Source organism: Pontibacter pudoricolor, from assembly GCF_010092985.1.
In the GTDB taxonomy this organism is placed as follows: domain Bacteria; phylum Bacteroidota; class Bacteroidia; order Cytophagales; family Hymenobacteraceae; genus Pontibacter; species Pontibacter pudoricolor.
The window spans coordinates 1,529,852-1,541,959 of record NZ_CP048106.1 but is presented as its reverse complement, the minus strand read 5'-3'; the positions used below and the strand labels follow the sequence as shown (position 1 = coordinate 1,541,959).

The following is a 12,108-nucleotide window of genomic DNA, read 5'->3' as shown; positions in this document are numbered from 1 at the left end:
TGCTGTTTTACTTTGGGAAGCTATGTTTTAGGCCTTAAACCGGAGAGGGGATCTGATGATAATAATTCGATTAATATAGTGGGAGTATAGTCTGCCCTAGTTTTATATTGCTTCTAATATCTTGCAAAGCTTTCTATTATGTGATGAGGAAATTACATAACAACTGCCGAACTCCGTAATCACTTCATGTATGATACCTTCTACAAAATGGTTTATATGAGTTGCAGCTGGTTTAATGTAAAAGTCATGTAAGACATCCGCCTTGTCAGGAAACTCAGGAACCTCATACCTCTGTAAACAGGTGTTTTTGTGTTCACTTTGCCAGGCACATGCAAGCAATTGGCCATCTTTGCACCAGGTATACACATGTTGTCCTGCTTCAAACCGCTTCATAGCTTGCATAAGAAATTCCCATCTGGTAAAAGTGGAGCCGGTTTGGTCATACTTTAAGAGGTCTCCTAGATTATCTTTGTTTAGCTTTATTCTAGGTAAGGTTGCACGTCCCTTTACTCTATAGAAGTAAAAACTTGGTTTAGCTCCCCATCTCAGACTATACAGGCCGGATTTTGCTAAAAAATTAATATCTGCTTTTCTTAATGCTTTTAACTTACTCCTGAATATGGTGCCGGTTTGCTTAAGGTCTCTGACGGTATTATGTTTTACTCCCAGTTTTGACAGAGCATATTTTAAACATTCAGCTATTTTATAGTTCAGACTTTTGTTTGCTGAGCTGTGCTTGTTGCCTATAGTTAATTCAAAAGCATTAGTATAAGTTGTTGCTAGGCTATCTTTGTAGGCGTTTCTGCCAGGCGTCAGATCAAACACACTATAGCCATTTTCTGCTAATAGTTGGCCAAGCATTAAAAAGTGCAAGATGCCGGGTGAATACTTGGCATAAATAGGAGAGTGGGTATTTATACCTTGCAGGTGCACCCATCCTTTGCTAGCAGCTCCAATATTAGAAGCAATTATTTTCTCGTCTAGTTTTAATAAAGTAGTATGGAGTAGTGCGCTGTCGAATAAGGATAGGAGGAAGGGTTTTCGGTAAGGATCATCCATGAAAACAGTTTTGTTATACATTGCTCCCTTACGAAAATCACTCTGAATAGCTAATTCATCAAGAATGTTAATAAACTCCTGACGATCTGTTATCTGCTCAAATTTAAGGTTCCCAAATCTCTTTAACCTGTTGATCTTTTCTCTTCTGTTCTTCTTTTTTAACTCCCGGGTTATTTGCTCCTTATCAATTACAAGTAGAGGCTGTTCAACTTTTTTGCTAAAACAAAATCTTTTCCAATAGTCGTCTGAAATTACCTGCTGAACTGGTGCATTGCCAGGCACATATTTCAGTGTAATTTCTGCTTTAGGTAACGCGTTTCGCAACTTGTGAAAGGCATCATTAATAAATGAGCTCTTCTCACTTTCTGTTGTAAGCCATACCTGGTACTCTGCCTGATTTGAACCTGCGCCAACGATGTTGCCTTGTGTGTCTTTGGCCAGTGTTAATAGCCCGGTTAGGGAGTTGCCTTCTGTTTGTTTTACTATAACTGGCAGATAATCCGTACTGTAATGTTTATACCAATTTGCTACAAATTCCCTTGTCTGAAATACCGTGCCCCAGGAACAGTTTTTATAGAGTGTATCCCATCCTATACAAAAAAATGGGTCAGATAGCAGGTCAAATACCTGGTTCCCAATCAACAGTTCGGTAATGCTGGCAAGTACAGGCAATTTAGCTTCTGGTCCAACTATGGAATCCTTGTGCATGCTTTCAGATTAATCTGCTAACTAACCAAAATAGGCTCAGTTAGCAGATATATTATTGTTATACTTCAGAACCTCTTTCACCATAAACTGGGTTGTGTCTATACAATCGGCGAGTAACTTATTCCTGCTTTCTTTAAATCGCTTACCGTTTTGTTCTTCTTCCAGTATTTTAATTGCTGTGCTGATCGCTTTTAACTGATCGGCTTCGCTCTCAGAGAAATTATGAACCAGGCCGTATTTTGTTTCTTCCTCATCTGTATAGCCTCGTCCGTCATTATCTATAAAAATGGATGGTGTGCCTAAAACAGCAGCTTCAGAAGCCATAGTAGCACTTTCACCAAATAGCAGACTGCTATAGTAGATCGCATCATGCATCTTATTAAAGGAAATCCTGATTCTGTACTGTTCCAGATCCTCCGGAAGTTCGCCTTCTGCAGTAATAAATACCCGGGCAAGTTTTGAGATGGCCTGCACAGCTTTCCTTTTGTTGGGGAGGGACATGCCGCTATGGTCGAAATCATGCGCAGCAGCCCAAGACACAAATCGAATTATGACATACCGGTCTCCTGGTTGCAGGCCTAAAAAGTTAAAAATAGCTGGATCGGGCGTAAAATAGGCAGGATGTAAATAAGCCAGCTCCATGTACCCATCAAAACGTACGTGCTTTTCTCCTAGATCAATCCGGTAACACGAGGGGGTGAAAACCTTGGTGGCAAAAGGTACAGTTAATTTATGATGTAAAACGGCATGTTCTGTATCGCTGAAAACCAATGAAGGTACGCCAAGTAAGCGGGCAACCTGTGATGGGTATGGGTGCAGGAAATTTAGAAAGATGTCCGGTTTAAATTTCGCCGCTATTTTTATCAGCTTCACTTCGGCATATAACAGGTATAGAAACTTGCCAAGTCTTCCATCGCTGCCTTTTCCCCTGTCTATATATGGTATGTTATATAACTTAAGTAAGCGATGGGCCATTTCTTTATTTCTTGATACAAAGAGAATAGTATGGCCCTGTCTGTTCATTATTTCAGAAAAGTTTCTGAAATAATGAACATGCGCCGGATGATTTATATCAATCAGGATTCTCATTTTAAGCGTAGGGTAGTAGAAGTGTAAACATGCTATTTGATTAGAGAAAGCTGGCTGCTGTGAACAGGTGTTGTCAACGCTAGGCAATCAGAAAATAGATTCAGGCTGATTAATGTAAAATTGCTGAGTGGATTATAACATTAATTATATCTTCTGGATGCTTGGTGGTCTGGTTAAAACAGTTGCCTTTTTGGGGGCATTATGCGTACAGAAGTTTCTGTAGACTTCAATAAGTCTATGAGCGATGCTTTCAGAACTTAAACCTAGCTCCATAATTCTTTCCGCTCCGTTTGTTCTGCCTTTTGTTTCTGAAAATATCAGAGCGTCCCTGATCTTTTCAGAAAAGTCTTTTGCCTCAAAAGATGCTAAGTAACATCCTTCTGTATTCCCCATCACCCAGCTTATATCGCCAACATCAGTGGCTACTATAGGGCAATTGCAGGCCATAGCCTCTTTTACAACATTCGGGGAACCTTCCATGAAAGACGGAACAACCAGCACATCGACCGAATTAAGGTATTTCGGAATATCAGCATGGGGTAGGGGAAAGGGGTTTACAAGCTCAACTTCTGGCATTTCTAAATAAGCAACCGCTTTTTGTGCCAAAGGATAGTTTTTTCCGATGCGTACTTTACTTCCTAAAAACAGGACTATTTTTTTGTCTTTTCTAAGGCCTAATTCCTCCCTGAATCCTGTAGGATGTGGTTTAAAAACATCTGTATCGACCCCATTCGGAATTATGAATGACTTCTTTTTGAAGTAAACAAAATTTTCGAGGTTTTTGGACTTCGAAATGATAGCTCTTACAAATGGTTGAATCAGGAAGGAGGAAACGATGAAAAGTCTGCTGCTAAAACGGATCTTGTTAACACCGATGTAGTCACCTTGAGCGTCGTCGCCCATCAGCGATAAGATCACGGGTGTTTTTCCGGCCCCAATAACAGCAGACCACCCAGACAAAGAAAAGTGTGCATGAATCAGGTCGTAGGAATGGTGCTGTAAATGTTCACGCAAAGCCTTGCCCGCCTTCAAGTATCCCTTAAGTCCTTTACCGATGATAGGGAAATAGTCAAGGTCTATGCCTAGCTTCCTTAACGATTCTCCCTGGGCTTTTATAAAAGGTACAACATCAAAATTTTTGGAGTTACCGCTGCAAACAAAGAGAACCTTCATAGTGCCTGAATTAAAAAGATATTAAACACATGGTCGTTGCTGTAGCCTGAATCCTTTAGTGGTAGCACTGGTTGTTACGAGAAGAGCGATTTATATTCCTGTTCGCATCAGTTGCGCTTCACTTTGCAACTGATATTCTTCTTCGTCATCTTCTGGTATATAATATTTTACTGCAGAAAGAAGCAGCATTAACAAAGGGGCAAAAGTAAATGTGCCTATAAACCTGCCAGGTATTAAAATTATTAGAAACATGATCAGCAGCGGGTAATAGACCTTTCTGTTTTCAGGAGCTATTTTACTGTTCCCAATAATAAAATAGTGGATCAGGAAAACAGAAAAGAGTAGGAACCCCACCAGACCTGTACTGTAAAATATCATGTTGATGTCGCTATGAATGGGCCGGTCTCGCCCAAAAAATTTAAGTCCGAACTCAATCGTGTCAAAGAGTTTTACTCCAAAAAGGAGTTCACTTATATCATCGCTTTTTTCGTGATATTCCAGGAGGTATAGTGTCTCCAGGTAGCGTCCCTCTTCCTCATAGGTATCTATATCTTGTATACGCTCCCTGTTTGCCATCTGGGCACTGAGCTTTTCTTTGTAAAGTGGATAGCTGAGAACTAATGCAGCACCAAGGACTAATACAAGCCCCAACATCTGGAAAAAATACTTTCTGTTGAGGAGTAGGTACACAAAAAGTGAGCCCACAATCATTCCTAAAGAAGTTCTTCTGGTTATAACTATAAGAATGCAGATATTAAGTATTATCAGGCCTGCATCAAATAATTTTGTGTAAATGCTTCTGTCTTTGTTTGTAATGATATAATGAATCCCCAGAAATAAAAGGATAGGAACAAGATACATTCGTGAGGCCACAAGAAATCCGGTGGTAAAATCAAAAGTATACGATCTTCCTATATTGAAAATATTGGCATAGATAATATAGGCTGGAATCAGGATAAGGAGGGCCCTGTTATATTTTTCAAAATCTTTCAGAAAGTCGACCTGGCCGCCCAGGTACCTTCCCAAAGGAATCATCAGGAAGGCCATAATAACAGCTATAGTTGTTTTAACAGATACAATGACGTCCCCTGGGTTGTAGATTACCAACAACAACAAGTATAACACTAAAATGAGGAATATGCCATCTGATTTTATAAATGCCCTTTTGTTGTATAAATAAATTAAAAGAAGTGTTAGCGGAACAATGTAGCGGATTGCTGCATAGAGCTGATTATCCTTGTAAAAACCGTCAAACATATCAAACAACACGAAGAAAAATACCAGAGCAACAGGGAAAAGACTTTGCCTGGTAACAAAAACAAGTATCAGCAGCAATCCTATCGCAATAATCAGCATTATCTTGTAGGTAATAATCTTGGCTCGAAGAAATGCAGAGTAGCTAATTTTTTGTAGAGAAGGAGCACCTTTACTGCGAAATATGGCAGTCTGTTCAGATAATAAAGTTTTTTTAATCTGCTGTTGAAGTACTGATCATTAAATTCTTTAACGAACTTGAATTGTTGCTCAATTAATTTGCTTTTCTTTTTTTGCCCTGCCCAGGCATGCCTTAAACCATTTTCTATTGCTTTTGAAGCAATAAATTTATTCAGATAAGGGTCATGTTCGTTATATAAGTCATACCACGACTCCTGGCAGGTATCTGGTTTCGCTACCCTTAAATAAGCATCACTTAGCATCATATTATAAGTAGACATTATCTTTTGCGTAAAAGCAACCGGATATTTAATAGCTACCTTACACCACATATAGCAATCCTCACCACTTACCATTCCTACAGGGAATTTACCCACTGAATCAAAAACCTCTTTTTTTATGATCGTAGCCGAAGTCCACGAAATCATATCATTTAAAGTGAGTGTTGTTTTAAAATAATCCTGGATAACACCGTCAGGTATGTTTGGGCTCTCAGAATATATTCTATTGCTTTTTACTCTTCTGTAGGCGCAGTTGTACATACCACATTCGGGATACTTCGTTATAAGCTTCTCCATCTCTTCCAGATAGTTATTATCCCAGCCATCATCTGCATCTAAAAAAGCGATATAGTTATAAGAAGCCCGCTCAATACCATAGTTGCGCGCATCAGAAACGCCACCGTTTGCTTTAGTATAAACTTTTATCCGGAAATCGGAAAACATACGAACTCTGGATAGACTCTGATCTTTAGAGCCGTCATCTATAATCAGAACTTCAAATTTTTTGAATGTCTGGTTAAGCACAGTTGTCAAAGTTTTCGAGATACTGTTTTCTTTATTGTATAAAGGAATGATTATGCTAAACATTTGCGTCTCTCTATTAAAGTTACAAGCTGGAATAGAACGTTATTGTACTTATTGATCTGTTTTTTAGGAATAAGCCTGAGGCTACTATACTGTCCTATTTCCCCGTTAATTCTGCTCATAGCGTAAGAAAGTTTTAAAAGCGTGTCTGTAGTCTGGAGTTGCTTTGCCAGTTGTTTCAGGTATTCGTGCTCTTTTAAAATAGATACTGTCCAACTCTGATTTTCTTTTAGCGTCTCCAAATAATTGTAGAAATGAATATAATCGTTTACAAAGCTGCCATCAGGATTATACATACTCCAGTCGATTAACTTTATTTCATTAGTTACCAGGATCATGTTGTTTATGTGCAGGTCGCCGTGGGAAGCTGTTACCGGAAGGTGGAATGATGAAAGTAGCTGCTCTGACAGTTTTAGTAAGTCCTCATTTAAGCCAAAGACACATAGCTCATAAAGCCTATTGAAGTTATAAGCTGAACTGGCTTTTTTGCCTGGCTTGCTTAGGATAATCTGTAGTTTATGGTTAATGAATTCTTCAGCTCTTTCAACTTTTTCCATTAAAACGGGATCTCCTTTCCTCATGGCCAAAATGAGGGGGGATGAACTAACCTCAATAACATGCTCTTTCCAAAAATCGGATAATAATGCCTTCTTATTTCCCCGCAGTTCTGCGTTTTTAGATACACTACCTAACGGGGTAAATACTTTGTATGATCTGTCGTTCCAATGGAATATATATGAATAACAGCCCAGAAGCCTTATAAAAGAAGTAACTATAGTCTTGAGGGTAGACATAAATGCTTTTAGGTTTAAGGGGGGAGTTTTAATAAAAAGGATAGTATTAATTCTGTTTTTTGCTAAGCAGCTTTATTCCATATCTTATATCATTTTTAAAAAATAAAATATAGACCAGGCTTCCCATTGATCCGGCAACTATAAGCACCATGTTATTCTCCAGGCTTGTTAACTTTCCGGCCTCTATCATCAGAAGCATTGCAATTGCAGCGATAACAGGCTTTTTTAACACCAGAAATACTTCCTCATCTGTAATATGAATGTACTTTTTCATGTAATAATGAAAAGCAAGCCTGGAAGTTGTGTAATGGATACAAACGGCATAAGCTACTCCATTAAGACCGAAATATTTCTGCCCAAAATATATCAATGGCATTGCTATCACGAACGTATTGATCAGGTTCAGGTAAAAACTGACGGAGGGTTTACCAATACCTTTAAGGACTTCTGCTGGAGTGCCGGAGATGGCAAATATCATGGAGGCTACTGCCAGAATACGAAGCGGATCAGCTGCTTCAAGCCATTTTGCTCCAAAAAAAGCGAGTATTATGTTTTCAGAAAGACCTATAAATAATACAGAAACAGGGAAAGTGAGGATAGCAGTAAACCGCATTATTTTTAGGTAATATTTCTTTATTTGCGCTGTGTCGTCCTGTATTTTACTATAGACCGGGAAAAGCACTTTATTCAGGATTGAATAAAGCTGTGTGCGCAAAACTTCGCTTAGGGTAAAAGCTAAGGTATATATACCTAAAACATGCGCGCCCACTAGTTTGCCTATAACCAGGTAATCTATATTGTTCCGTACAAAAAATAGTATATTATTGATCTGGGTGTAAGTGCTGTAACCTGCTAGTTCTGTGAGCGATTGCCAACTAAATTCAAACTGTGGCCTCCACCTGACTATTATCCAGTAAGATAAAAAGATAGTGGAGGAACTTACCAGGTACTTTACTACGATACTCCAAACGCCATAACCTGCAATAGCCAGGGCAACAGCAACTACTGAACTTATTGCAGTTCCAGTGAACGTTATCTGTACCAGACTTTTAAAGTTTAACTGCCTGGTGAGAATTACTCTTGGAACAATTGATATTATATTAAAAAACAGATAAAAGCTTAATGCATTTAAGACAGGAACCAGTAACGGCTCGTTGTAAAAGAATGCACCTAGTTGCGAGATAAAACCATAGAAACAAAGCGTAAATAAAGACGCTATAACAAGTAAAAACCAGAAAGCGCTGGAATAGCGAAGGTTTGAAAACTCATCTTCCTTTTTCTGGACTAAAGCATTAAACAGGCCCATGTCTGAAACTACTTCCAGAAAGCTGATAATGATCATGGCCATGCCTACAATGCCATACGCCTCGGGTAAAAGGATGCGGGCCAAAATTAGCTTTACTCCGAAATCTGTGCCCCGAACTGCAATCGTACTGATAGCATTCCATTTTAGTCCCGACAAAACTCTGGATTTTACACTAGCCGCTGGCATTAGGATCTGATGGGAGTTAATTTATCCGTGAGCAGATTTTCATATACTTTCGGATGCCTGTAAATCTTGCTTAATATCAGATCTGTAGCCTCTGCAATAGACAATGCAGAGGTGTCTATTCCAATGTATTGTCCAGCAGAGACTTTTTCGGCCACTTGCCTGAACTTTTTGGTATCGACACGGCTGCCTTCCAAAGTATTTTCTGACGGTTTCCTTTTTACAAGCACTGCCGGGTCAGCATATAAAAAGAATACAAGATCGGGCTTTGGAAGTATCGCTTTGTAAAGATGCGCCCTTACAGTTCTGTCTTCAAGTAAGAAAGAGCCCGGTACCCTATCTATCAGCACCACCGAATATTTAGATTGGAGCTTTACAGGTAAAATCCTGAACAAAAACTCTAAGGGTAACAGAATGAATGTTTTTGCAATGCTTAAAAACCTGTTCAGCCGTTTTACCTTGCTCTTATAATTGAATAAGAACTTTATATGATTTGATGTCCAGCCGCTCTCACCCATGCCCAGGTACAGTTTGCTGGTCTTGTAATATATTTTTTCACTTACAGCATTTAACAGAGTAGATTTTCCAACGCCATCAGTACCCAGGAAAAGTACTTTTAGACCATAACCATATTTCAGATGACTTTTTGGTCTAACCATTCTCTTATGCTGCAACCAGAAGTAAGGCAGAAGAATATGCTGTAATTTATCGGTGTGTTCTGGAAAATGACAAGTCAGCCAGTTTGCCATGTTACTCATAACGACCTCATCTGACTGCTCTGATTCAGAATTGTAGAGCTGCATGTACTGCATGAGGTAATTTCTGTGTTTTTCTTCCAGTTTTCCTCTCTCTTTAAAGGCAATATGAGCAGCATATAAAATAATGGCATCTTTACCTGTTGGCCGGTACAAACCTTTGCTATTTAAGATAGCTTTATTTACTGCCTCATCTACAAAGGAATAGGTATAGCATGTGTTATTTGTTCCTACAAAAGACACAGCATATTTAACATCGAGATACAGGGCTGAATCCGGGGAATAATAGAAATGATGGTCTGTATGGTATGCCGGTTCTTTTCTTTTGTACCAACCTGTTAAAAGCAATTGTTGCTCAAACTGGTCTTTATAATCCGGGTGTACAAACAAATCTACATCCCTTGAATTGAAATTGCTTTCGAAATCTGTCAGCAGAAAATACTTTACACCTGTAATGTGTAGCTTTTTAATTAATGTGAGCAGGCCCTCCTGTTTTACAGTATCTGCCGGCTGCTCGAGTAGCCCTATACCTGATATAAGTTGCTCCATATCTCTTTAAGTATGCAGCTTAGCTACCGGAACTATAGTTTTCTCCAGATCAGATTTTTCTATTTCGGCAAGCATAATATAGCCAAGTGAGGGAAGTGCTACTACAACCAAATGATTTTTGATTTCTATTACTGTTCCTGTCTTATCTGTTAAAGATCCGGAGATGATCCTTACTTCGTCGTGTTTGCTGAAATGTCCTTTTTCAAGTCGTACATTCTGATGGTCTCGCAGGAAATTTTTGATCGTTTCTATTTCCTGGTCTTTAATAACTGCCGGTTTGCCTAACCAGTTTACAAAGTTGAGTATGCCATCTACTTTCCTGACTTCAGAGAGTTGTGTATTGTTTACATGCACAAAAACATACGATTTGAACAGAGGTTCATGTATAGTTTTTTTCCTGTCGCTCCATTGTCTGAGTACTTTGTTAAGCGGACAATAGTTCTCTATGTGCATCCTTTGAAGCGTTTCAGCTACTTTCTTCTCCCATCTGGGTTTAGTATAAACCGCATACCAGTTTTGAGTCATACCACCATATCTTAAGCTGTTTTTGTATCAATCTGTCACGGCTTCGCCTTCCTCAGCCACATTGCGTTACCGGGTATAAAGGTGTACTGGTACTAATACAGCTAGTCATAAAAGTACAGCTGCATATTTTTCAGGACCTCAGCCTTGCACCAAACGACCTGAAGAGAAACAGGCAAAAGGAGCAGAGCTGATAGGCTTAATTAGCTGCTACAATTTCAGGATTTGGCTGCTATGTTCCTGGTTCTGTATGTTTTGTCACTATATTTGTTTTCATAGCCATAGCCATAGCCGTAACCATATTGCCCTTTGCCAAATCCTCTTGGTTTTACACCGTTAAAAACAATAGCCAGGTTATAAAGGGATTTCAGTTTGTTATTCTGTGCCTGCCGCTGTATTAGCTTTTTGGGTGTAAAAGCATGCCTGATTACAAGTAATGTGATATCGCAGTACTCAGATATTAAGATTGCATCAGTTACCAGCTCAAGGGGGGCGTGTCTATGATAACATAGTCGAACTCTTTTTCCAGATACATGAACAGTACTTCCAGTTTCCCATTCAACAAAAGTTCGGTCTGGTCGCCGATATCTGTACCCGCTGATGCAATGCTTAAATTACTGTATTCTGAGTTAACCAAAACTTCATCAGGCGGGATTTTTCCTTGTAAGTAATCTATTATACCTGGTTCCTTGTATCTGTTGAATAGTTGAGATGTATTGGGATTTCTCAGGTCGAAATCAAGAAGCGCTACTTTCTTGCCTGAAGAGGCCAGGCTATAAGCCAGGTTATTGCTCACGTAACTTTTTCCTTCCCCAGGTATGTTTGATGTAACCATTATTTTTTTCTTGGAAAAGGTGCGGCCGTACAAGCCCATTGTAGCTCTTAGTTGCCGGAATTGCTCAATGACTGAAACTTCGGTAGGAGCAGTGAACTGTCTAGCCGGTTTGCCTTTTGTATAGGCAAGCTCTGCCACAATAGGTGCGTTGGTATACTCTTCTATATCGGTTCTGAATAATATTTTGCTGTTGAGCATTTCTTTACCCATAACAAAACCTATGCTTAGGCCACATGCAAGTAGGATAGCTGTCAGGTAAACATAAACTGGTTGCGGGCTGGTAGGGTTTATAGATGACTTTGCCAGGTCTACAATCCTGAAATCGCCTTCGCTTGGGGCATATGATAGCACTGTTTCCTCTCTTTTCTGGAGTAAGAAACTATAGGCTTCGTTTTTTATAGCTTGCTGCCTGCTGATATCGAGCAACTCTTTCTCTTTTTGTGGTATTGTCTGTAGCTCGGCATTGTACATGTTGTTAGTTGAAGTCAGGTTGTTTAAACTTGCCTGCAGGTTTACACGTTGGTGCCGGATGTTCTCAAGTATGCCCGGGCGAACGTTTTCTATTTCATTATTTAGAGAAATAAGAACAGGGTTATTTTCTGCTGTAGTCTTTGCCAGTCTTTTGTATTGAATCTCAGAATCGTAAAGTTTTTGTAGCAATTGGGAAAGTACAGGATCATCTACACCCAGTGTTGAGGGAACTATACCAGCAGCATTGTTCTTGGAAATCACATATCGTTCTACATTATCCAGCACAGCAAGCTGCGTATTTATTTCAGCTATCTTACGGTCGTTATCGCCTACATTCTGCAAATACATTCTTCCCTGTTCACTC

10 protein-coding genes are annotated in these 12,108 nt (G+C 39.3%); all 10 read right to left on the bottom strand.

The window, feature by feature from the left end; translation table 11 throughout:
• Window positions 1–102 precede the first annotated feature (102 nt).
• The gene (locus GSQ66_RS06635) at window positions 103–1,767 is read right to left on the bottom strand and encodes a GNAT family N-acetyltransferase (protein ID WP_162426743.1); all 1,665 of its coding nucleotides are present in this window, start codon (window positions 1,765–1,767) and stop codon (window positions 103–105) included.
• A gap of 36 nt (window positions 1,768–1,803) precedes the next feature.
• The gene (locus GSQ66_RS06630) at window positions 1,804–2,856 is read right to left on the bottom strand and encodes a DUF354 domain-containing protein (RefSeq protein ID WP_162426742.1); all 1,053 of its coding nucleotides are present in this window, start codon (window positions 2,854–2,856) and stop codon (window positions 1,804–1,806) included.
• A gap of 144 nt (window positions 2,857–3,000) precedes the next feature.
• Window positions 3,001–4,029, bottom strand: coding sequence for a glycosyltransferase (locus GSQ66_RS06625; RefSeq protein ID WP_162426741.1), 1,029 nt, complete (start codon window positions 4,027–4,029; stop codon window positions 3,001–3,003).
• A gap of 90 nt (window positions 4,030–4,119) precedes the next feature.
• A complete protein-coding gene (locus GSQ66_RS06620) occupies window positions 4,120–5,385 on the bottom strand; it encodes a hypothetical protein (protein ID WP_162426740.1) in 1,266 nt (421 codons plus the stop codon).
• Window positions 5,385–6,269, bottom strand: a complete 885-nt coding sequence (locus GSQ66_RS06615) for a glycosyltransferase family 2 protein (protein ID WP_394351436.1) — start codon at window positions 6,267–6,269, stop codon at window positions 5,385–5,387. The genes GSQ66_RS06620 and GSQ66_RS06615 overlap by 1 nt, the downstream gene beginning before the upstream one ends.
• A 50-nt stretch (window positions 6,270–6,319) precedes the next feature.
• The gene (locus GSQ66_RS06610) at window positions 6,320–7,123 is read right to left on the bottom strand and encodes a hypothetical protein (protein ID WP_162426738.1); all 804 of its coding nucleotides are present in this window, start codon (window positions 7,121–7,123) and stop codon (window positions 6,320–6,322) included.
• Window positions 7,124–7,169: 46 nt separating this feature from the next.
• Window positions 7,170–8,585 carry a lipopolysaccharide biosynthesis protein gene (locus tag GSQ66_RS06605; RefSeq protein WP_162426737.1) on the bottom strand — a complete coding sequence of 472 codons (1,416 nt, stop codon included), beginning with the start codon at window positions 8,583–8,585 and terminating at the stop codon, window positions 7,170–7,172.
• Between the two features lie 29 nt (window positions 8,586–8,614).
• A complete protein-coding gene (locus GSQ66_RS06600; protein WP_162426736.1) occupies window positions 8,615–9,916 on the bottom strand; it encodes a nucleoside/nucleotide kinase family protein in 1,302 nt (433 codons plus the stop codon).
• 6 nt (window positions 9,917–9,922) lie between these two features.
• Entirely contained in the window at window positions 9,923–10,441 is a 519-nt protein-coding gene (locus tag GSQ66_RS06595; protein WP_162426735.1) for a UpxY family transcription antiterminator, read from the bottom strand.
• A gap of 472 nt (window positions 10,442–10,913) precedes the next feature.
• Window positions 10,914–12,092 carry a GumC family protein gene (locus tag GSQ66_RS18930; RefSeq protein WP_238395844.1) on the bottom strand — a complete coding sequence of 393 codons (1,179 nt, stop codon included), beginning with the start codon at window positions 12,090–12,092 and terminating at the stop codon, window positions 10,914–10,916.
• Window positions 12,093–12,108 lie beyond the last annotated feature (16 nt).